We start from the raw sequence: 20,128 nt of genomic DNA on the forward strand, positions 1-20,128 counted from the left end.
CCGGGACGGCGGCAGGCGGTGAGCGCTCCGCCGACGGGGTGTGAGGAGGCCCTCTTCGGGGACTGGCCGTCGGCTTCGGCGGCAGCGGCGCGGCTTCAGGGGTATTCGGGATCAGGGCGGGGTCAGAAGTCGAATTCGCCCTTCTTGGCCCCGTCGATGAACGCCGCCCAGACCTCGCCCCGCACCACGTAGGGGGCCTGGTCAGGAGCCTCGGTGTCGCGAATTCCGACACGTCCCTGCGACAACGGCGCAACCTCGATGCAGTTGCCGCCGTCCGAGGTCGAACGTTCCGCCTTACGCCAAACAGCGGTCTTCAGTTCGGCTGTGAGGTCCACTTCTCCACCATCCTCTTCCGAATGAACTCGACCGACGCAGTGCGGGGGAGGGATTCCGCCCTGACGGCGTCCAGTTTCATGCTAACGGTCGTGACAAGAGCTGAATTGCCGGTCACAACCGGTTCTGCGGCCGTCTGCAGGTAGACCGTGTGGCGCTGCCCGTCGGCCGACTGCGCGATGGCGATCGCCCCGCCCAGGCCTGGGCTGGCGCCGAGCGGCGTGATCTGGAGGGTGATGTGGGGTGCCTCCGCGACCTCGATCAGGTGGGCGAGCTGCTCCCGCATGACCTCCGCTCCGCCGATGGGCCGGTCGAGGGCGCCCTCGTCGAGGAGCACCAGATACATCGGCGGCTGGGTCCGGCTGAGGATCTTCTGCCGCGCGAGCCGCGCGGCGACGAGGGTCTCGACCTGCTGCTGGTCGAAGCCCGGCTCGCAGCGCAGCAGCGCGCGGGCGTACGCCTCGGTCTGCAGCAGTCCGGGCACGACCAGCGGCTCCCACGTCCTGAGCGCGCGGGCCTCCTCTTCCTCGGCCAGCCAGGGCCGGAACCAGGCGGGCGCCTGGTTGCGGTACTTGGAGATCTCGGCCCACAGCTCCCACAGCCCCGGCCCGAGGATCTGCTCGCACCTGGTGATGAGCTGCTCGACGGGAGTGCGTTTCCCGATCTCCACCGAGCCGATCAGGCTCGTCGAGTATCCGATGCGGCGGCCCAACTCCGCCTGGGTCATGCCTTGCTCCAACCGCAGTCGTCGGAGTTCGGCGCCGAATTCCTGTTTTCTTCCCGCTGCCGGGTCCAGCTCGCGTGGCGCAGGCATGACCACCTCCCTGTGGTGCGTCCCACAAAAAAATCACACGTTTGACACACATCCATGCGACACCTTGCCAGGTGATCGCTTTTACTACTCCGCCCACAAAGTACATCCCAAACGGCACTCTATGAAGAGGAAATGAGAGATGAACGAAAATCGCGAACCCATCCCACGGCAACCCCTAGCACCGATGTAGCACGTGCCCGTATTTATCGGACAGAAAAGGCAATGGCGGTGATTTAATGGCTTCAGGGGCCGATCTCATTAAGGTGGGCATTTTAAAATTGCCTCGCGACGACAGGGCGCCGGGCCTCGTTCGCCGGGAGATGCGACGGTGGCTCGGAGCGGAGCACCCGGGACTGTCCCGGCTCATCCTGGCGGCCTCCGAACTGGTGACGAACGCGGTGAGACACGCCGACCCGGGTCAGGGCAGGAACTGGGTGATCACCGCGCTGCACGAGGGGCCCGGCTTCCTGAGGCTGGCGGTCACCGATCCGGGTTCCGCGTTCTCGATCCCGCACCAGGTCTCCGTGGCGTCCGTCACGGAGACCTGGTCGGGCCGGGAGGGCGGGCGCGGGCTGTTCATCGTCAACAGACTGTCCGGCGGACGCTGGGGAACCCACACCGCGCCCGGCACCCGGCACCGCGTCGTCTGGTGCCACCTGTCCCCCACCCCCGTCGAGGACAAAGACCCCTCGGGCATGCCCTCCGCGCCCCGGGGCACAGGCCCGGCGCAGGCGCCGCCCTCCCCGCGAGGCGCCTCAGCGCGCCTGGCCGTACCCGAACCGCGAAGACCCCGATGAGCGCGACGGCCGCCCGGACAGTGGAGAAAACACCGAGAGCCGGGCGGCTGCCCACGTCCCGACGCAAGGAGGAGTTCCGGGGGCAAGTTCCCCCTTGAAGCAGGACACCTGGACACCGGTGTCCCGTCCGGATGAAATCGACGGCCGGGACAGATCCTGACCTGTGGCACGACAACTTGGTCCGAACGGTTTCGAACGGAGTTGTTCAGGTCTTCCTGTCAGCGAGAGCAACTCAAACGCCGGGGTTGTTGATCGGCATGGGCACCGGCAAGCCCGCCCCGGAGCCCTGCGACCGGTGTGGCGTCCGGTTCGAAATTCGATAGCTTTCGCGCGGCTGCCGTCGTTAGCGTGTCACGGTGATCTACGAGCATCCTTTGGCGTATGTGCTCGGCCTGGAGGGCATTGCTCTGATGCGGTCCTACATCGGCGAGCACGACCGCGCGTTCATCGAGGCGCGCCTAGCCGAGATCCGCAAGTTCCTCGACGACGACTCCCTGGCCGACGCCGCCGTCGAGGTGGCCCGCGTGGACACCGTGGAGGGTTACCGGATCTGGTCGCAGACCTACGACGGGCCCAACACCGCGTTCGACCTCGACGAGCCCTTCATCAGGAAGATCGTTGGCACACTGCCGGCCGGCGACGCGCTGGACGCGGCGTGCGGTACCGGCAGGATGGCGGCTTACCTGGCCGGTCGCGGCCATCGGGTACGCGGCGTGGACAACTCGCCCGACATGCTGGAGCGGGCGCGCCATCGGGTGCCGCAGGCAGAGTTCCGGCTGGGCGACCTGTCTTGTCTGCCGGTGCCCGACGAGTCCGTCGACCTGGTGGTCTGCTCGCTGGCGTTGACGCATGTGCCCGTGCTGGACCCGGTGCTGGCCGAGTTCGCCCGAGTGTTGCGGCCTGGCGGGCATGTGGTGACCGCCGACATCCATCCCGAGGGCGTGGCACAGGGGGCGGTCCCGCCTGTACGGCTGCCGGACGGCCGGCCGGGGAGAGTGGCCACCCACCGCCACCTGGTCGGGGACTATGTACGAGCCGCGCTGGCGGCGGGGCTCCAGGTGCGGCGCTGCGAGGAGCCCCGGCACCTGCCAGGGGAGCCGCGCGAGCGGACCGACGTCCTGGAGCCGTGGGACGTGTGGCCGTGGGCCCTGTGTGACCTGGCGCCCGAGGCGGCGCACGCGGCCATCGCCGGGACGCCGTCAATGCTGTTCTGGCACTTTCAGCGCTAGCCTGATGCCGAGGTGGAGGAAGGCGAAGCGAACGGTCATCGTGCCGCCCTGCCGTACCGGGTAAGAACGGCGGCGCCGACCGGCTCGACCGAAACGCGGTTCAGGTAGACGGGTGACCCGCCGACGGGGAAGAGCCGCTCGCCGGTGCCGAGGATCGTGGGGAAGGTCAGCAGCCGGTATTCGTCGATCAGGTCCTCGGCCATCAGCGCGTGCACGACGCTCAGGCTCCCGGTGATGATCACGTCACGCCGCTCGCGTTTGACGGCGTCGACGAGGTCGCCGTCGATGACCGTGGAGTTCGCCCATGCCGAGGTGTCGGTCAGCGTATGGGAGACGACCAGCTTCGGCACGGCGTTCATCCGCGCGGAGAACGGGTCGTCGCGTCCCGGCCACAGCCGCGAGAACAGCTGCCAGGTCCTGCGCCCCAGCATCATGACCCCGTCGTCCATCGTGCTCCCGAGCCGGAACTTGTCCCCGGCGACCGTCTCGGGACCGTGCCGGAACGCCCAGCCGCCGGTCGGCGTGCCCGCGGAGCCGTCCGGGTCGGACGCGATCCCGTCCAGGGTGATGAACTCAATGACGATGACGCTCACGATGGATGTCCTTTCGATCGATGCTCACTCGTACATACCGGCGGCATCGGTCCAACTCATCGCCTCGGGCCGAACTCGTCGAAAGAAATCCACTGGAGCAGGTCAAAGGCCTCGAACACGGCGGGATCGGCACAACGGCCCCCTGCGTGCGGAACCACCGCATACCTTCACCGGATTCGTGATGTTCTACGGGCGCCGGCACGGCGAGTGCCGGCACGAACGTGATCGGCGCCTTCGAGCGGCGCAACCCGGTGAACCCTCCCGATCAGAGCACTATCCGGGAATTTTGTCCCGCTGGTGTGGGCACAGGTTGACGATGGCGACCCTCGCTATGTACGCAGACGTCTCCAGGTCGAACCCGCCGGTACCGAGGGCCGCGGCCTCGGCGAAACCCTTTCCTTCCTCCAGCGCCTTGCATATGTTCCAGCCGAGCCGCCCCAGTTTGTAGGAATCGGCGTCCTTCAGCGCTTTTCGTTGCTTCACCGAAGCCGTGAACACCGCTTCGCGTGCCGACGCCGACGGGTCGGGCGCCGACGTCGGTTCCATGCTCGGTCCGGTGTCATCAACCAGGGGAAGCACTTCCACGGGCATCGGCGTCGAAGCCGAAGCCTCTGGCATCGGCGTCGAAGCTGAAGCCGCCGGCTTCGGCGTGGGCCTCTCGGCGTCATCGTCCGACAGGGCGGCCAGGCCACCCAGCAGGCCGAGCACGCCCACCACCGCGATGACCGCGACGATCGCCACGCCCTTGCCACTCCTCCTGGGCGGCGACGGAGGTGAACCTGGCCGCTGTCCGAGTGGCGGATCCATGGGGGGAGGCTGTTGCGGGTACGGCTGCCGAGACTGCCCCGGCCGCTGCGGGGGCTGTTGCGGAGGATGCATTCGCGCACCATACGCCCCATATTTGGTGATCTATCTGGAAATACCCGAGATGAACACCCGAAAAGGATCATCGGAGCGACCCAAAGCCCACCCGGCCGACCACCGTTCTCGCCCTGACATGCCATCACGAGTCGGAGCGACGCATCCGGCCCTCGGCCGGCGGACGGCACCCCTCGTTTCGGGCGGTCTTATATCGAGTAGGCGCCGGAGGCGAGGGCGATGACGCCGACCACGGTCATCAGCAGCGCCGAGCCGGGGTGCATGGCGATCGAGATGCGGATGTCCTGCTTCTTCCAGGCGAGCCAGACGCCCGGGTAGAGGAAGACGAGCTTCGACAGGACCGTCCAAGGGGCCCAGAAGTGGTACACCGAGAAGAAGAAGGTGTTGAAGAACGGGGCCCACTTGCCGAGCTGCGGGAGGCGGGGCAGCAGGAATCCGCGGAAGTAGTACTCCTCGAGCAGGGGCAGGGTGAAGCCGGTGAACGGCGCGCAGATGAGCAGCGTGGTGAGCACGAGCTCCTGCGAGTAGCCCTGGAGGTAGGCGGTGCCGTCGGGGCCTGCGCCCTGGTAGTTCACCCAGGTGAAGAACCAGTCGTAGACGACGTTGTCCAGCGGGGTCAGCGAGAGCGAGACCACGGTCATCCACACGAGGCACGCGGTCCCGAGCCAGAAGACCTTGCCGCGCGAGACCGGCTTGTCGCGGTAGTGGACGACACCCTTCAGCGTGAAGCGGCCGGTCTGCTTCTTGCCCAGCCACAGCAGGAACAGCTGGAGCGGGAAGAGCACAACCGCGAGGGCGATGGCCCAGGCCAGAAAGATCGGGAAGTCCATCGCCCGGACCAGGGGGGCGGCGATGAACGCGTACACGGCGACGATGAGCGCGCCGGGCACCAGGTGCAGTGCGATGGAGAACGGGACCGAGTGACGGTCGGCGAGGAGCTTCGCGACGAAGCCTTTCGGCTGGGCGCCTTGGGGGTCGGCCGGGGGCCGCATTGCTGTATCCATGCCGAGAATCGTGGCCCCGCGCCCTTACACGGACCTGACATCGCTCTGACACGGCTTCGAGTCGCCGTGAAAGGCGCAGGTTACGGCGGATGTGGACCGGGCGGGAGCTATCAGGTCGCTCCCGCGTCGCGGGTTCGACGGGCATCGGAACTATCTCCAGGAACTGCTGTACGGCGACGCCGCCCCGGACGCCGAGACCGTATGGCAGACCACCGCGGACGACAGCGATCCGGTCACTGACATTCTGTCCGCGCCGCACTGACATATTCGCCGCGCTCAACAGTGTTGAGCTGAACTCAACCTGATCTTGATCTTGATCTGTCGAAATCCCGTGGGTTCCGTCGTTGTCCTGTCCGTCGGAAAGCCGCACCTCTTCGCGGTGCTGACCTGCGAACTGCGATGTAGGCCCGAACAGGGCCGCCGCAGGTTGCCCGGAATCACTGTGCATTGTCGGGAACGACGGTTGTCGCGCACGGACCTGACGTCAGCGGATCGCGCGGACTCGTTGTCAGTGAGCTCGAATGACACCGGCGGCCGACGGCTGGCTGCCGTACGGGCCCTCCACTCGAGTTCGTGTCACCACGCCCAAAGTAGCGAGGAAGACCAGGTCAAAGCCCCTCGACGGAACCTTTGATCAGGATGCGAAGCCGTAGCGCTCCGCGGTTAACCGGGACACCAGTCTTCTCCTCCGGTCGATGAACAGTCACGACGTGGCCTGGCTTCTCCGTTAGACGATGAGGGCCGATCAAGGGTCCCGGTAGCAATCGCCGTGAAAACAACGGATATGCAGTTCAGGGCGCTCTCGAAGTGCTGGGCACCCCCTGGCATGGAGCCGCTGACCCGCATATCCGTTGAAAATTTCCCATTGTTCACCTAAGCGTCCTTTCGAATTCGACAGTCGCTTTCGGGCGCCTATGGGCTGGGACGGACACTCATTCGGGCTCGCGCTCCGGGAGGAAGACGGGACCCAGTCCAGCACGCCGACGCGAAGGGTTTCTTGTTCATGACCAGTCTCCGCGCGCTCTTAGGGGCGATCGTCGTCTTCGTGGCGTTGCCGATCGGTTTCGCCCCGGCGGCGCACGCCGCCACCGTGCCGTCGCAGGGTTCCGCCACTCAGCTCGACGTCGGCAACTGGAACGTCGAGTGGTTCGGTGACACGGGCCTCGGCCCGACCGACGAGGCGCTGCAGCAGGCCAACGTTCGCGATGTCATGGCCGGTGCCGACATGGATGTCTGGGGCCTGTCCGAGGTCGTCAGCACATCCGCGTTCAACACCCTCGTCTCTGGTATGCCCGGCTTCACCGGGGTCCTGGCGAACGACCCGATCGTGACGAACGGGCCGCAGTACTACTCGGACTTCAGCAACGCCGAGCAGAAGGTCGCGCTCGTCTGGCGCAGCAGCATGGCCAGCCTGGTGAGCGCGAAGGTCATCCTGACGAGCCAGAACAGCAACTTCGCGGGCCGCCCGCCGGTCGAGTTCACGCTGCGCGGCACCTTCGACGGCGCGACCCGTGACCTCGTCTTCATCGTCCTGCACGCGAAGGCCGGTTCCACCCAGGATGCGTGGAACCTGCGCAACCCCGCGTCCCAGGCCCTCAAGTCGTACCTCGACTCGACGTACCCGACGCAGGACGTCTTCGTGATCGGCGACTGGAACGACGACGTCGACACGTCCATCACGCCCGGGCAAGCATCGCCGTACGCCAACTTCGTGAACGACACGGCGCGTTACAGCTTCCCGACGCGGGCACTGTCCCTGGCCGGAGTCGCGTCGACCACGGGCTACCCGGACTTCATCGACCACCAGCTCAACACCAACGAGGTCAACGCGAAGTACGTCGCGGGCTCGGCGACCGCGTTCCAGCCCCAGGCGTACGTTCCGAACTACGCGACCACGACCAGCGATCACTACCCGGTGCTGGCCCGGTACACCTTCACCCTCGGCGGCGGAGGCGGTACCAACCAGCCGCCCACGGCCGCGTTCACGCCCTCCTGCACCAACCTCACGTGCACCTTCACCGACGGCAGCGCCGACGCTGACGGCACGATCACGGGCCGCAGCTGGACCTTCGGCGACGGCCAGACCTCGACCGCTACGAACCCCTCGGTCACCTACGCCGCGGCGGGCAGCTACCCGGTGAGCCTTACCGTGACCGACAATGGCGGCGCCACGCACACGGCGACCCAGAACGTCACGGTCACCGCAGGCGGCGGTCCGGCCAACGTCATCATCAACGAGGTCCTCGCCAACGAGCCGGGGAGCAGCACCGCCGGCGAGGCCGTCGAGATCGTGAACATCGGTGGCACCGCGATCTCCATCGCGGGCTGGACGGTCCGGGACTCCACGGCCGTGCGACACACCTTCGCGGCCGGCACGACGCTGCAGCCCGGCAAGGCGATCACCGTGTTCGGGGGAGCCTCCGGCATCCCCGGTGGCATCGTGGCCGTGGCGGCGAGCACCGGTGACCTCAACCTGGCCAACAGCGGCGACCAGGTGATCCTCCGGAACGCGGCCAACACGACGATCCAGTCGATGAGCTACACCTCGAGCCAGGCGAGCTCCGACGGCGTCTCGATCAACCGGAGCCCTGACGGCTCGGCGACCGGCGCGTGGGTCAAGCACGACACGATCAGCTCGCTGCCGCGGTCGCCCGGCCAGCGCGCCAACGGAACGGTGTACTGAGTCAGCACCGACACTCGCCACGCCGGGGATCGTGGCACCGCGCGGCGCCACGATCCCCCGCTCGGCGAGAAGTACCTTGCGAACACCGTCACAGGGCGAGTTCTACCGAGGCCACACCGTGCTCACAACCGCGATGGCGTACAACAACGCCAGCCTGCTCGCCCGGCCCGACAGCGACTGGTTGAGACCTGCTGCAGCGGACGACGCACACTGAGGCTCCCGAATTGGTCGTCGTGTGCACAGGACTTCGGAAATCTGTGCACACGACTCCAGAAATCGACACCGGAGCAGGGTTTGTGATCTTTTCCGAGAAATGATCGATTCTCAAACAAGATCGGCTAAATGGGGAGCCAGGCGCCCCGGCTCCCACCCGCGGGTCAGCGGCCGGTGACCCGCCTCGGCTCGGCCGCCCGGGGTTCGTCGGCGGTGCGATCGCCAGCGGTCTGGCCAGGGCGGCGGGTGCGGACGCTGGCCCAGCTGACGAGAGCGGTGGCCAGGTTCAAGACGCTGACGGCCAGCGGGACCCAGACGGGCAAGTCGTACATGACGGGCTCCAAGCAATCGCGGGGGTCGTAATGAAGGTCGGGCCGGCCAGCGCCGTGTGGTGCTGATGCCCAGTGCACCCGACGCCCGGCCGAGCTGGCTGCGGCCCTGGATGCGCTGCGGGCGGGACGCTCCTACGCCGAACTGGCCAGGGCGGTACGGCCGGCACGGCTGGCCTCCAGCACTCTCAGTGACCTGCTGTCTGGCAAGAGCCGCCCCTCGGCGGAGACGCTGGAGCTGTTCCTGACCGCCTGCGACCTGCCCGAGGAGGCATGGAGGCCGTGGCAGGCAGCGCGGCGGCTCTGTCCGCAGCTGTCCTGCTCGCCACAGCTGATCAGGTGAGCGGCTGATTCAGGCCCAATCCAGCGGGTCGCGGAGCGGAACCATGCGACCGAAATATGAGAAAGCGTTAGCTCCTCGACCTCGGCATTTGATGGTCATCTTGAGGTGATCATCCCCGCCTCGTTGAGGAGCCCCTTGGTGAAGATCCGCACACTGCACACCATGGCGATGCTCGCACTCACTCTTGGCGTCAGCGCCTTGTCTGCCGCCCCCGCGACCGCGACTGCCGCCAGCACCACCACATCCACCGCCGAGGCCCGTTCCTCTGTGTCCCTGCCGCCGGACTGGTACCGGCAGGGACCCTTCTCGTCCCAGGACGCCTGCTGGACGGCCAGGCAGGAGGGCGCCGACCGCGGCGACTACACCGCGGCGAGCGGCTGCTACCACTACGACGGCGGCCAGGGCTGGCCAGCGGGCTGGTACTTCGACGTGTACCTCCCGTGACCCTCAACACGGCACAAACCGGCCCTGCACGCTGGGCCATGTGTCCGGAATATGGAAAGCCGAGAGCTCCCCACCCTCGCTGATCGGTGCTCATCTGAAGGTGTCCCCTACCAGCCGCAAGGAGACCTCGTGAAAATCCGTCGACTATCCACCGCAGCCGTACTCGCGGCGATGAGCGCTGGCGTCCTGGCCGGTGCGACACCCGCCGTTGCCTCCAGCCAGGCAAGCGCCACCACTGCCTCTGCCAGTGAGCAACCCTCTCTGATGGCAGAGCAGTGGTATCGAAGAGGCCCCTACCCGACCCTGGCTGCCTGCCGGGCGGCACTGCTGGAGGTCTTCACCGACCTACCGATAACCGACTGCTATTACTACGACGGCGACCCGCGCCCGGGGAGGCGGGGGTACTACTACGACATATACATGTGACGAACGGGACGCATCGCGCCTGCCTGCCCCGTGATTGGTGCGATTGACGCCCCCGTCTCCGAGGTGAGCTCTCCGCCGCGCCATCCAGCGCCGGGCCACCGCGCCAGGGGCGGAAATTGCTAGGTCTTGTGCAGGTTCTGCCAGGGGCTGCTGCGTGGCGGGCCGCTCGGCGTCACCAACGTCGGGCGGCAGGAGCAGGGGGCGCGTCTCCTTCCTCTACTCTGGACGGCCCGCGGTGGGACATGCATCGTCGCAGTTCAGGGCCTCGGCGATCCGAATCTGCCGTATTCCGGTGGCACCCGTGAAGGGGCGGCGGGCACGGGGGGAGGGAAGGTCGGTACCGACCATCAGCGCGGTAGGGTCCGTCTTCATGCCACCGCGTCGGCGCGCAGGTCGAGGGTCCAGTTCTGGCCGACGAGATCATGGCCGTAGCTGTGGTGGCGCTCCTCGTCGGCGAGGGTGAAGCCGAAGCTCTGGTAGATCTTGCGCGCCGCCGCCAGCACGTCGTTGGTCCACAGAGTCACCTGCTCGTAGCCTGCCTCACGGGCGAAGGTCAGGCACTCCTCGACCAGGCGCGTCCCGAGGCGAAGGCCCCTGCCCTCCGGTGTGACGAGCAGGATCCGCAGCTTGGCTGCCTTCGGCTGATCGCCCGCGACGAGGAAGATGCAGCCCACCCGCCGGCCGTCGACCTCGGCGATCCAGCCCGCCTCACGGGCCGGGTCGTGCTTGGCGCCGTAGTCGGCGACGATCTTGGCGACCAGGACCTCGAAGTCGGTGTTCCAGCCGAACTGCTGGTCGTATGCCTCGCCGTGGGCCATCACCACCCATCCCAGGTCGCCGGGACGGTCGGCGCGACGTACGACGACTTGCTTCTGATCTTGCTGCGACATTCGCTGCTCTCCTGTACTGCTGCGCTCATTCACTGAAACGACTGTTTCAGTTAGGCTAACCGCATGCCCCAGGAAGAACCAACCCCCTCCGCCCGGCAGACCGAGCTACTGGAGGCGGCGTACCAGTACGCGCTCGCCCACGGCCTGACCGACCTGTCACTGCGCCCGCTGGCCGAGGCCATCGGCTCCAGTCCGCGGGTCCTGCTGTTTCTCTTCGAAAGCAAGGACGGCCTGCTGCGAGCGCTGCTGGCGCGCGCCCGCGCCGACGAGCTGGCACTCCTGGGTCAGGCCGGGCGGCCCGATCGTCCCACCGGACTCGTGTCGGCCGTCCAACGGGTCTGGACGTGGCTCGCCGCGAAGGAGCACCGGCCACTGCTGCGGCTGTGGGCCGAGGCGTACACGCGTTCCCTCGTCCAGCCCGACGGGGCCTGGACCGGGTTCGCCCGTGCGACGGTGGAGGACTGGCTCGGCGTCCTGGCCGGCTTCCAGCCGCCGACCGAACGTGACAGCGAGGACGGTGCCGCCCGCCGCACCCTGGCCCTGGCCGTACTGCGAGGCGCCCTGCTCGACCTCCTCGCCACGGACGACGAGAAGCGGGTCACCGCCGCCGTCGAACACCAGCTCGCCCTGCTGCACGACGGAAACGGGGGCGGCTGACGGCCTGGCTCACTCGGCGCAGACCCTCACAGTGACGGGGCGGTCTCGGCCCCGGCATCTGTCTCCTGCCCTGCTCAGCCGGGGCGATGAGTCCTTCCGGTGAGGCGGTCCGTTCGCATGATCGCTCCGTTGGTCATCGAATCGGCCAGGCCACCTGGGTGAGCAGGTCGGCCTCGGCGGTCACAGCCGGGTCGTTGAGATAGGTCTCCCGGGGCGGGCCTGCGATCTCGTGACCGTGCTCGGTAATCCAGGTGGTCAGGGCGTGGTAGGCGGGGGCGATCTCGTCGTGGCGGCCTTGGTGGGTGGTGGCCGCGGCGGTGACCTCGGCCGTCTGGCCGACCTGCACGGGAGAGGCTGCGGCGACGGGTGCCCCGATCGGTATGCAGATCTCGATGTCGCCGTCGTTGTCGGCGTCGATGACATCGTGGAACACCAGGAAGGGGGCACCGGCCGGGTGCCGGCCTGCTTGCGTGAGGGCCCCGACGAGGACGCCGAAGCCCTCGGCGACCGTCGCACCGGTACCGGCCAGATCGGTGTGGCGGCGCACAGATGCCACGATCTGCGCGGGCAGGTTTTCGACAGTGATCGTGTAGTTCATGAGGCGCTCCTCGCCGTTGATCAGCCGGGTGATGACGGCCAGCATGTGATCGTGGCGATCGCGCTCCGCCCGCAGGCGTTGCCGGTGCGCGGCCAGCAGGCCGGAGACGTCCGCCGGAGAGGCGGCCAGCACTAGCCTGATCTCCTCGATCGGCATGTCGAGTGCCCGCAGCCTGCGGATCGATTCCGCCTTGCCCGCCTGTCCGAGCGCGTAGTAGCGATAGCCACTGGAGGCGTCGACCTTCGCCGGTCGCAGCAGATCCAGCTCGTCATAGAGGCGCAACGCCTTGACCGACAGCCGGGTCATGGCCGAGAACGTGCCGATCAGCACCAGCTGAGCCATCACCAACCTCCATCACATCCTGGTCCGCCCACCGTCGTCCCTCCTCCCAGGGGAGAGTCAATCCGGCGCCCGTGAGCACATCGCGCGGTAGAAGATGATTGGGCCCTGCCACTTTCCAGCACGACGCCCGACTACGTCCGCCATCGCCATGGGGATCAAGGACAGGCAGTCAGAGCACCAGATCGTCGTGTTCGTCGAAGATCCAACCATCTTCGTAGAGCACCTCGAACAGGTGGCCGTCGGGATCGGTGAAGTATCCGCTGTGTCCCCAGGGATTCGGGCCGGCCGGGCGGGTGACGGTGGCGCCCAGCTCGGCGGCCTTGGCCATGACCTGGTAAACCTCCTCGGCGCTGCGGGCCACATACGCCAGGGCGAAGCCGGCGAAGCCACCCGGCTCCCGGTCGGGTAGACCGGCGTCGGCCGCGAAGGCCGCCCGGGACTGAAACGCGACCGCGACCCCACCCAATTCGAACAGCGCGAACTCGTCCGAGCCCGCCGTGGACCTTCGCCAGCCCAGCGCCTGGTAGAAGGCGACCGAGGCGGCGACATCGCGCACACCAAGCAGGATCAGATTGAGTCGCTGCCGCATGTCTTCCTCCTGGGAACCGGTGCCCGGCACGTCATCCTGCCATTGGGCGGCTGCTAACGTCCCGACGCATGGACGACAGCGTGTACGTGGGCAACGCGGGCAAGGACGCGGCACTGGACCGGGGATGGCTCCTGGGCCACTTCAGGGACGCCGGGGACCCGCGGCACAGCGAGGACGTGGAGATCAAGTGGGGCGTCCACCCGCCCGGCGACCGGCGGACCCAGTGGGTGAGAGGCGAGGAGCGGACGGCTCTCCTCGTGCTCATCAGCGGTCGCTTCCGTGTCGAGCTCCCGGGGCGCAGCGTCCTGCTGGAGCAGCAGGGCGACTACGTCGTGTGGGGCCGGGGAGTCGACCACTCCTGGTGCGCGGAGGAGGAGTCGGTGGTGCTGACGGTCCGGTGGCCGTCCGTGCCCGGCTACGCGGCCGTGCAGGAGAATCAGGCCGGGGCGCCGCTCGACCCAATGTGAACGTGTACCTTGGCGGCAAGCCTGATCGCCATCTCGCTGGTACGGCACAGCTCGGGCGGTCTGCGAGTGACACCGGGTGACCGACGGCGAGTCCCTCGGGGGTGCACCGGGGACTCGTCCGGGACCGGAGGGGATCCCGCGCGAAGACGGCGGGTCTCCTGTGCCGTCAAGAACCGGAGACGAGGGGATTCCGCGGGACGGCGAAGGCGGACGCGGCCTGGCGGACGCTTCCCGGCGGCACCCCGAAGGCCCGTTTGAACGCCCTGCAGAACGCCGCCTCCGACTGGTAGCCGAATCGGTGGGCGACGGCCGAGAGCGACTCCGAGGTCTGCCGCAGATGCGTGCGGGCCAGTTGCATCCGCCACCGGGCCACGTAGCGCATGGCGGGCTCGCCGACCAGGCCGGTGAAGCGCGCGGAGAAGGCAGAGCGTGACATGCCCGCCTCCCGGGCGAGCGAGGCGACGCTCCACTCCCGCTCCGGCGCGCGGTGGATGGAGGCGAGCGCCCGCCCCACCTGCTCATCGCGCAGGGCGGCCAGCCAGCCCCGTCTCGCCTCCGGCGCGGAGTCCAGCCAGGACCGGATCGCCTGGATGACGAGGACGTCGGCGAGCCGGGTGATGACGGTCTCCCCACCGGGCCGCAGCGCGACCGCCTCCCTGGCGATGAGGCGGAGCGTGCTGTCGAGCCAGCCCGCGGCGTCGTCGTCCCAGGTGTCGATGTGCAGGACCCCGGGCAGCTGCGCGACGAGACGCTGGGCCACCACGTGGTCGAGGCGCACCACGCCGTAGGTGACATGGGTGACCTCCCCGCCGCCGCCGTGACGCATGATCTCGTACCGGTCGCTGATCTGCTCGACCGGTATGTCGAACAGCGGCCTGGTCTCCGCCCGCGGATCACTGCGCACCCGGTGCGGGGTGCCGTGCGGGATCAGCGTAAAGCTGCCCTGCCGGAGCAGGCGCGACCCGGCTCCGTCGACCTCGAGCAGGCACTGACCCGAGGTGACCACCTGGAACGTCATGACCCCATCGAGCCGCGGCACATCGACCCCCCAGGGGGCGGTGAGCTCGGCACGGCAGTAGAGGGTGCCTGTGAGCCGGAGCAGGTGCAGGACCTCACCGAGGACGTCGTCCTGCGGAGGGAGGGGTCTGGCGACGCTCGGCATGGATGTCATCGTGCCACCGCAAATGGCTGGTCGTCCAAGAGCTTGGACGATCGGCAAAGAAGTACGGACTGAACATCATTGTGGGTCCAGATGCCCTCCGCCATGGTGGATGTCACCGCCAACCAGAGGAGCATCGGAAGCCATGTCCCAACCGCCCGTTCTCGTCATCGGCTCGACCGGAAAGACCGGCCGCCGGATCGTCCACCGGCTCGCCGAGCGCGGCCACCCCGTCAAAGGGGTCTCGCGGCGCTCCGACCCGCCCTTCGACTGGCAGGAGCCCTCGACCTGGTCCGCGGCCCTGCGCGGCGCCGGATCCGTCTACGTCTCCTTCTTCCCCGACCTGGCCGTGCCCGGCGCGCGGGACGCGATCGAGGCGCTGGCCTCGTGCGCGGCGCGGGCGGGCGTCGAACGGCTGGTGCTGCTCTCCGGGCGGGGCGAGGCAGGGGCTCAGCTCTGCGAGGCGATCGTCCGCGACTCCGGCCTGGACCACACGATCATCCAGGCGAGCTGGTTCTCCCAGAACTTCACCGAGGGCCACCTGCTCAGGCCGGTGCTCGACGGCGTGATCGCGCTGCCCGTGGGCGACGCCGTCGAACCGATCGTCGACGCCGACGACATCGCCGACGTCGCGGTCGCCGCTCTCACCGAGGAGCGTCACTCCGGCCGGACCTACGAGCTCACCGGACCGCGTCTACTGACGTTCGCCGAGGTCGCGGCCGAGATCTCGAAGGCCGCCCGCAGGACCGTCGAGTATCTCCCCATCTCTCCCGGGCAGTTCCACGCCGCCCTCACCCAGGAAATGGGGCCGGAGACCGCAGGCCTGCTCACCGACCTGTGCGCGGAGATGTCCGACGGCCGCAACGCCTCGCTCGGACACGGTGTGCGGGAGGCGCTCGGCCGTGAGCCGCGTGACTTCGGCGACTTCTGCAGCGCCGCCGCCGCGTCCGGCGTGTGGGAACCGTGACCCCGCCGACCCCGCCCCCGCCGGACCCGCGGGAGGAGCCCGCGTTCCGGCTCGCAGACATTCACCCCTCGAAGGGAACCGACAGCATGCGAACCCCAAGGACGGCGAAGGCCGTACTCCTCGTCTCCGGCCTCGTCGCGATCGGAATCGGCGGGGCGATCCTCCTCGCGCCGGTCGCCTTTCACGAGGTCAACGGCATCCATCTCGACGGCAGCAGCCTGCTCAGCGAGACGCGGGCCCCGGGCGGCGCGCTTCTGGCGACCGGCGTCCTGATCACGCTCGGCGCGTTCGTCCCCCGCCTGACGTTCACCGCCGCGATCGCCGGTGCCCTGACATACCTCTCCTACGGCCTGTCCCGGGTCCTGAGCGTCGCGGTCGACGGAGTGCCGGCGAGTGGGCTCGTACTGTCGGCCGCGGTGGAGATGGTCATCGGGCTGGCCTGCGCCCTCGTCCTCGTCCGGCACATCCGGCAGGACCGGGGGGCGGGCCCGTCCTGAGCGGCCGCCTCCCGGCGATGAGGCCCGCGCTCCGTCGGGCCTTGGGCGTCAGCGGCGGCGGGGGCCCATGGTCGAGCCGATCACCGCGTCCGCGTCGTGAGCGTGCACCTTGGCGGCGAGCCTGATCGCCATCTCGCTGGTACGGCGCAGCTCGGCCTCGACCCGGTCCTTGCCGGACTGGCCGACCTGCACGCCGAAATAGGCGCCGATGATCGCACCCGAGACGCCGACGAGCCCGGCGAACGGGGCGGCGGTGTCACCGTCCCTGAAGGCGATCACCACGAAGGCGCCCAGGATGACGATCAGGCCGGTGACGACGACGTAGAACCCGTAACGCCAGCGGGCCGCCTCCGCCTTGGCGGCCACGGCCTCGTCCTCGGTCATCATCGCCGCGAGCGCCGCGGGGATCTCGACGGTCTCGCCGGACGCGGCGGGGGGCATTGCGGAGGACGTTACCGCGGGGGGCTTGGGGCGGGGCGGGGCGGGCGGGGCGGAGTTGTTGGTGGCCGTCACAGGTTCTCCCACTTCTCGATAGAGCAAGCACGAATCTCCCACGCTTTCCATAGTCAAGCCAAGTCAGGACTTTGGCGTGGGATCCGACATTCCTACCAGCGCACCGCCTGCCCAAACCCTCTGGCGGGGAACCACTAGGCTGACGCCCCGTGACCGAACTGTCCGCGCTCTCCGCCGTCCCCACCGGAACCCGGGACGGAGTGCTGCGCTTCTACTTCGGCCCGATGGACTGCGGCAAGTCCACGCTGGCCCTGCAGATGAACTACAACCACCGCCGTCAGGGCAGGCGCGGCCTGGTGCTGACCAAGCACGACCGCTCGGGCGGCCCCCAGGTGACCAGCCGGATCGGCCTGGGCAGCGAGGCTATCGAGGTCGTGGACGACCTCGACCTGGTCGCGCTGGTCCGCGAGCACCAGCGTGTCGACTACGTGATCTGCGACGAGGCGTGTTTCTACACCGTCGCCCAGATCGAGCAGCTCGCCGACCTCACCGACGACTTCGGCATCGACGTCTACGCCTTCGGCCTGGCCTCCGACTTCCGGTCACAGATGTTCCCCGCCGCCCAGCGGCTGTTCGAACTGGCCGACGAGATCAGCCGCCTGCAGGTGGAGGTGCTGTGCTGGTGCGGCAGGCCGGGGCGCCTGAACGCCCGCGTGGTCGGCGGCACGCTGGTGCGCACCGGGGAGCAGGTGGTCATCGGCGACACGGGCGACGCCAAGATCCGCTACCAGGTGCTCTGCCGCCGTCACTACCGTGCGGGCGATCTCGGCGAGGCCTGAGCCAGGAAAGGCCCCGCGGGACGTTCCCTCCGGCCGGTACGGCGGGCCGCACGCCCGGGAGTCCCGTGCCCGCCGTACCGTGGTGCCCGCCGTAGCGCGCTCCCGGATGTCAGACCGCGCAGTATCCGTCGTCGTCGCAGGCCTCGCCGCCGGTCCTCCCGGCCGCCGGGGCCTGCCCGGTCCGCTCGGCGACCTCCTCGAGGGCGGCGAGCAGGGCGTCCTCTGGCTGGGCGCCCGACACGGCGAACTGGCCCTCGAACAGGAACAGCGGGACGGAGCTGACCCCCAGGGCACGGGCCTTGGACAGCTCCTGGCGCACCGCCTCGGCTCCGTCCTGACCGTCGAGGTCCGCCTCGACGCCCAGCTCGTCGGCGAGCTTGCCGAGAACCTCACGCGAGCCGACGTCGAGACCGTCGGAGAAGTGGGCGGCGAAGAGGCGGTACAGCGCCTCCTCCCCCTTGCCCTGCTCGTCGGCGAGCCGGATGAGGCGGTGCGCGTCGAAGGTGTTGGCGTGGACCGCGTGCTCGAAGTGCAGCTCCAGCCCGTCCTGGGCGGCGACCTGGGTCACGTGCCCGAACATCTGCCCGGCCTTCTCGGTGCCGCCGAACTTGGCCGCCGCCCAGGTGAGCAGCGGGGCGCCGGTCGACTCCGCGCCCGGGTCGAGCTGGAACGGCCGGAACTCCACCTCGACCTCACCCCCCTTGGCCCGGTAGCGCTCCACGGCGCGGGCGAAGCGGGTGTGACCGATGTAGCACCAAGGACAGACCACGTCTGAATAGATTTCAACCTTCACAGAACGCTCCAACCAGCACGAAGCCCCGCTGATTCCACCCCGACGGGACGCGTCAGGAGGCGGCGGCGATCTCCTCGAGGCGGGCGGCGAGCTGAGCCGGTTCCCCGTCGACCAGCGCGACCACCCCGCGCCACCAGGCGAACCACTCGCCGCTGCGCCACATCCAGTCGACCTGCTCGATCGCGGCCACGACGTCGCCCCTGACCCGCCAGGCCTCGCCGACCTCCTCCGCCGAGGCGCCGTGGCGCAGCGACCAGGCGCGCAGGGTCTCGGCGGCGGCGGGATCGACCGGCTGCGCGTAGGGATCGGGCTCCTCGCCGTCGAGGCGGTGCGGGCCGAGGCCTGCCGCGACCCCCCAGCTCCACTGCGCCTCTGCGGGGCGGGAGTAACGCAGCGAGTCGAAGTCCAAGTTGGAGCCGAGGTCATCGTCGACGCGCCTGACCACGACCGCGTCGAGCCTGCCGCCCACGTCGAAGGAGACCAGGACCCGCTCGCCGGGCAGCGCGTCCTCGGGCAACTCGACCCGGTCCTCCGCCTGCCAGGAGTTCAGGTCGGTCGCGGCGAACGGCTGCCCCCAGACCTCGTCGGCGGCGTCGTCGGCGATCCAGGCGGCGAGCATCTCCAGCACGGTCAGGTCGGTCCACGGGTCGATCGCGGTCGCGGTGCGCAACACCTCGTCCGGCGAGGGCAGCTTCTCCCCACGTGCCCGCGACCACCACTCCTCGCCCAGGTCACGGGTGCCGACCAGCAGCGCGGCGAGCGCGGCCAGCTCGGTCGACCTGCGGGTGAGCGGGGCGCCGCGTGCGAGGTCCGCGCAGTGCGCGACGCGATCGGCGCCCAGCACGGCCCGCGCCTCACCGAGCAGGGTCACGGCGTCGGGTCGCTCCTCGCCGAACAGGTCACGAATCAGTCTTCTGGCCTCGGTCCGAGCGTCCTCCGCACGTGCCTCGCGCATACGCGTCAGGGTACGCCGGGAGCCCACCCGGCGCGAGGCTTCCGGCAAGCCGGAACCCCACGTGGCCCAGGGACCGTCCTGTCTCGTCATCGGAATGCCGGACGACAACGCCAAGACCCGTCGGCCGATCAAACGATCCCTGATCGCCCACGACCACTGAAGCCGATCAGAAGCCCTTGGAGCACCATCTACGGGACGCGGGATTCCGGGGAGCCGGGGAGCCGTCATCCGTCTGAGTCCTCCGGTGGGATGGCCGTGCCGTCGTCCTCCGGGGACGCGGCCCGGTACGCCGCGCGTCCCACCATGTAGGCGGCGACCGTCGCCGTGATCACCTGGAAGAACCCGGTCAGCAGCAGCGCTCCCGCGACGGCCCAGGTGGGACGGCGCAGCCACATGGCCAGCAGGATCAGCTGCAGGCCGAGCACCTGGGGCTTGGTCGCCGGGTGCATGCGCGCCAGGGTTCCGGAGAACCTGACCATCCCCACCCCGGCCGCGAACGCCAGCCCGGCGCCCAGCAGCATGCACACCGCCGCCGCCACGTCCCGCGCGGTCAACGGGCCCGCCCCGAGAAGAACCTGGCCAGCGAGACCGATCCGACGAACCCCACCAGGGACAGCACCAGCAGCACCGGCAGCGCCGAGTACCGCCCGAGGGCTGTCGCCCCCGCCGCGATCCCGCACATGACCACGGCGGTGAGCACGTCGAGCGCGACCGCCCTGTCCAGCATCGAGGGGCCGCGCACCAGCCTGCCGAGCGTCAGCGCCGCCGCGCCGCCGAGCAGCGCGAGCACCGTCAGGTACACCGTCGTCACCGTTGCTCCCCCTTACCGTCCGCG

Annotated in this window: 28 protein-coding genes; 13 read left to right on the plus strand and 15 right to left on the minus strand. The window is 68.9% G+C overall.

Annotated elements, in window-relative coordinates:
- Positions 1 to 122: 122 nt before the first annotated feature.
- Together AB0395_RS12310 and AB0395_RS12315 are read right to left on the minus strand one after the other, a co-directional pair.
- On the minus strand, positions 123 to 335 hold the full coding sequence (locus AB0395_RS12310) for a DUF397 domain-containing protein (protein WP_366279826.1): 213 nt from the start codon (positions 333 to 335) through the stop codon (positions 123 to 125).
- Positions 314 to 1,147, minus strand: coding sequence for a helix-turn-helix transcriptional regulator (locus tag AB0395_RS12315; RefSeq protein ID WP_366279829.1), 834 nt, complete (start codon positions 1,145 to 1,147; stop codon positions 314 to 316). The genes AB0395_RS12310 and AB0395_RS12315 overlap by 22 nt, the downstream gene beginning before the upstream one ends.
- 236 nt (positions 1,148 to 1,383) lie before the next feature.
- Here AB0395_RS12315 and AB0395_RS12320 point away from each other — a divergent pair, with 236 nt between their 5' ends.
- Entirely contained in the window at positions 1,384 to 1,944 is a 561-nt protein-coding gene (locus AB0395_RS12320) for an ATP-binding protein (protein ID WP_366279830.1), read from the plus strand.
- Positions 1,945 to 2,300: 356 nt separating this feature from the next.
- Positions 2,301 to 3,173, plus strand: coding sequence for a class I SAM-dependent methyltransferase (locus AB0395_RS12325; RefSeq protein WP_366279832.1), 873 nt, complete (start codon positions 2,301 to 2,303; stop codon positions 3,171 to 3,173).
- Between the two features lie 35 nt (positions 3,174 to 3,208).
- Here the strand turns inward: AB0395_RS12325 and AB0395_RS12330 are convergent, their stop codons facing one another.
- The 3 genes from AB0395_RS12330 to AB0395_RS12340 form a co-directional block, all read right to left on the minus strand.
- Positions 3,209 to 3,766 (minus strand): dihydrofolate reductase family protein, encoded by a 558-nt coding sequence (locus AB0395_RS12330; protein WP_366279835.1) that lies wholly within the window; start codon positions 3,764 to 3,766, stop codon positions 3,209 to 3,211.
- 273 nt (positions 3,767 to 4,039) lie between these two features.
- Complete coding sequence (locus AB0395_RS12335) at positions 4,040 to 4,507, minus strand: hypothetical protein (protein WP_366279837.1); 468 nt, start codon at positions 4,505 to 4,507, stop codon at positions 4,040 to 4,042.
- A 326-nt stretch (positions 4,508 to 4,833) separates the two neighbouring features.
- Complete coding sequence (locus AB0395_RS12340; RefSeq protein ID WP_366279839.1) at positions 4,834 to 5,649, minus strand: CPBP family intramembrane glutamic endopeptidase; 816 nt, start codon at positions 5,647 to 5,649, stop codon at positions 4,834 to 4,836.
- A gap of 91 nt (positions 5,650 to 5,740) precedes the next feature.
- Here AB0395_RS12340 and AB0395_RS12345 point away from each other — a divergent pair, with 91 nt between their 5' ends.
- The 3 genes from AB0395_RS12345 to AB0395_RS12355 all read left to right on the plus strand — a co-directional run bounded on the left by AB0395_RS12345 (position 5,741) and on the right by AB0395_RS12355 (position 8,546).
- Positions 5,741 to 5,911: a hypothetical protein gene (locus tag AB0395_RS12345; protein WP_366279841.1), complete on the plus strand. Its 171-nt coding sequence runs from the start codon at positions 5,741 to 5,743 to the stop codon at positions 5,909 to 5,911.
- 741 nt (positions 5,912 to 6,652) lie between these two features.
- Positions 6,653 to 8,332 (plus strand): lamin tail domain-containing protein, encoded by a 1,680-nt coding sequence (locus AB0395_RS12350; protein ID WP_366279843.1) that lies wholly within the window; start codon positions 6,653 to 6,655, stop codon positions 8,330 to 8,332.
- A 76-nt stretch (positions 8,333 to 8,408) separates the two neighbouring features.
- A complete protein-coding gene (locus tag AB0395_RS12355) occupies positions 8,409 to 8,546 on the plus strand; it encodes a DUF3825 domain-containing protein (protein WP_366279845.1) in 138 nt (45 codons plus the stop codon).
- 163 nt (positions 8,547 to 8,709) lie between these two features.
- Here AB0395_RS12355 and AB0395_RS12360 read toward each other — a convergent pair whose 3' ends face one another.
- Complete coding sequence (locus AB0395_RS12360) at positions 8,710 to 8,877, minus strand: hypothetical protein (protein ID WP_366279848.1); 168 nt, start codon at positions 8,875 to 8,877, stop codon at positions 8,710 to 8,712.
- A 94-nt stretch (positions 8,878 to 8,971) separates the two neighbouring features.
- Here AB0395_RS12360 and AB0395_RS12365 point away from each other — a divergent pair, with 94 nt between their 5' ends.
- From AB0395_RS12365 to AB0395_RS12375, 3 genes are all read left to right on the plus strand, one after another.
- Complete coding sequence (locus AB0395_RS12365) at positions 8,972 to 9,217, plus strand: helix-turn-helix transcriptional regulator (RefSeq protein ID WP_366280120.1); 246 nt, start codon at positions 8,972 to 8,974, stop codon at positions 9,215 to 9,217.
- Positions 9,218 to 9,355: 138 nt separating this feature from the next.
- A complete protein-coding gene (locus AB0395_RS12370) occupies positions 9,356 to 9,661 on the plus strand; it encodes a hypothetical protein (RefSeq protein ID WP_366279851.1) in 306 nt (101 codons plus the stop codon).
- A 129-nt stretch (positions 9,662 to 9,790) separates the two neighbouring features.
- The gene (locus tag AB0395_RS12375; protein ID WP_366279853.1) at positions 9,791 to 10,087 is read left to right on the plus strand and encodes a hypothetical protein; all 297 of its coding nucleotides are present in this window, start codon (positions 9,791 to 9,793) and stop codon (positions 10,085 to 10,087) included.
- 368 nt (positions 10,088 to 10,455) lie between these two features.
- Here AB0395_RS12375 and AB0395_RS12380 read toward each other — a convergent pair whose 3' ends face one another.
- The gene (locus AB0395_RS12380; RefSeq protein WP_366279856.1) at positions 10,456 to 10,977 is read right to left on the minus strand and encodes a GNAT family N-acetyltransferase; all 522 of its coding nucleotides are present in this window, start codon (positions 10,975 to 10,977) and stop codon (positions 10,456 to 10,458) included.
- Positions 10,978 to 11,040: 63 nt separating this feature from the next.
- On the opposite strand from AB0395_RS12380, the gene AB0395_RS12385 reads away from it, so the two are divergent.
- Positions 11,041 to 11,634, plus strand: coding sequence for a TetR family transcriptional regulator (locus tag AB0395_RS12385; protein WP_366279859.1), 594 nt, complete (start codon positions 11,041 to 11,043; stop codon positions 11,632 to 11,634).
- Between the two features lie 133 nt (positions 11,635 to 11,767).
- Here AB0395_RS12385 and AB0395_RS12390 read toward each other — a convergent pair whose 3' ends face one another.
- Together AB0395_RS12390 and AB0395_RS12395 are read right to left on the minus strand one after the other, a co-directional pair.
- Complete coding sequence (locus tag AB0395_RS12390) at positions 11,768 to 12,574, minus strand: MerR family transcriptional regulator (RefSeq protein WP_366279862.1); 807 nt, start codon at positions 12,572 to 12,574, stop codon at positions 11,768 to 11,770.
- A 169-nt stretch (positions 12,575 to 12,743) separates the two neighbouring features.
- Positions 12,744 to 13,163 (minus strand): VOC family protein, encoded by a 420-nt coding sequence (locus AB0395_RS12395; protein ID WP_366279865.1) that lies wholly within the window; start codon positions 13,161 to 13,163, stop codon positions 12,744 to 12,746.
- A gap of 68 nt (positions 13,164 to 13,231) precedes the next feature.
- On the opposite strand from AB0395_RS12395, the gene AB0395_RS12400 reads away from it, so the two are divergent.
- Complete coding sequence (locus AB0395_RS12400) at positions 13,232 to 13,630, plus strand: signal peptidase I (protein WP_366279868.1); 399 nt, start codon at positions 13,232 to 13,234, stop codon at positions 13,628 to 13,630.
- Positions 13,631 to 13,796: 166 nt separating this feature from the next.
- Here AB0395_RS12400 and AB0395_RS12405 read toward each other — a convergent pair whose 3' ends face one another.
- Complete coding sequence (locus tag AB0395_RS12405; protein WP_366279870.1) at positions 13,797 to 14,792, minus strand: AraC family transcriptional regulator; 996 nt, start codon at positions 14,790 to 14,792, stop codon at positions 13,797 to 13,799.
- Positions 14,793 to 14,934: 142 nt separating this feature from the next.
- Here AB0395_RS12405 and AB0395_RS12410 point away from each other — a divergent pair, with 142 nt between their 5' ends.
- Together AB0395_RS12410 and AB0395_RS12415 are read left to right on the plus strand one after the other, a co-directional pair.
- Positions 14,935 to 15,756, plus strand: coding sequence for an NAD(P)H-binding protein (locus AB0395_RS12410; RefSeq protein ID WP_366279873.1), 822 nt, complete (start codon positions 14,935 to 14,937; stop codon positions 15,754 to 15,756).
- Between the two features lie 86 nt (positions 15,757 to 15,842).
- Positions 15,843 to 16,253, plus strand: coding sequence for a DUF4345 domain-containing protein (locus AB0395_RS12415; RefSeq protein WP_366279876.1), 411 nt, complete (start codon positions 15,843 to 15,845; stop codon positions 16,251 to 16,253).
- 48 nt (positions 16,254 to 16,301) lie between these two features.
- On the opposite strand, the gene AB0395_RS12420 is transcribed toward AB0395_RS12415, so the two are convergent.
- On the minus strand, positions 16,302 to 16,694 hold the full coding sequence (locus tag AB0395_RS12420) for a hypothetical protein (RefSeq protein ID WP_366279879.1): 393 nt from the start codon (positions 16,692 to 16,694) through the stop codon (positions 16,302 to 16,304).
- A 221-nt stretch (positions 16,695 to 16,915) separates the two neighbouring features.
- On the opposite strand from AB0395_RS12420, the gene AB0395_RS12425 reads away from it, so the two are divergent.
- Positions 16,916 to 17,545, plus strand: coding sequence for a thymidine kinase (locus AB0395_RS12425; RefSeq protein ID WP_366279882.1), 630 nt, complete (start codon positions 16,916 to 16,918; stop codon positions 17,543 to 17,545).
- Between the two features lie 109 nt (positions 17,546 to 17,654).
- On the opposite strand, the gene AB0395_RS12430 is transcribed toward AB0395_RS12425, so the two are convergent.
- The 4 genes from AB0395_RS12430 to AB0395_RS12445 all read right to left on the minus strand — a co-directional run bounded on the left by AB0395_RS12430 (position 17,655) and on the right by AB0395_RS12445 (position 20,104).
- Positions 17,655 to 18,338, minus strand: a complete 684-nt coding sequence (locus AB0395_RS12430; protein WP_366279885.1) for a DsbA family oxidoreductase — start codon at positions 18,336 to 18,338, stop codon at positions 17,655 to 17,657.
- A 52-nt stretch (positions 18,339 to 18,390) separates the two neighbouring features.
- A complete protein-coding gene (locus AB0395_RS12435; protein ID WP_366279887.1) occupies positions 18,391 to 19,293 on the minus strand; it encodes a hypothetical protein in 903 nt (300 codons plus the stop codon).
- Positions 19,294 to 19,517: 224 nt separating this feature from the next.
- Positions 19,518 to 19,847 (minus strand): monovalent cation/H(+) antiporter subunit G, encoded by a 330-nt coding sequence (locus tag AB0395_RS12440; protein WP_366279890.1) that lies wholly within the window; start codon positions 19,845 to 19,847, stop codon positions 19,518 to 19,520.
- Entirely contained in the window at positions 19,844 to 20,104 is a 261-nt protein-coding gene (locus AB0395_RS12445) for a monovalent cation/H+ antiporter complex subunit F (protein WP_366279892.1), read from the minus strand. Before AB0395_RS12445 ends, AB0395_RS12440 begins: the two co-directional genes overlap by 4 nt.
- Between the last annotated feature and the right edge of the window lie 24 nt (positions 20,105 to 20,128).

The organism is Streptosporangium sp. NPDC051023 (genome assembly GCF_040689595.1).
GTDB lineage: Bacteria > Actinomycetota > Actinomycetes > Streptosporangiales > Streptosporangiaceae > Streptosporangium.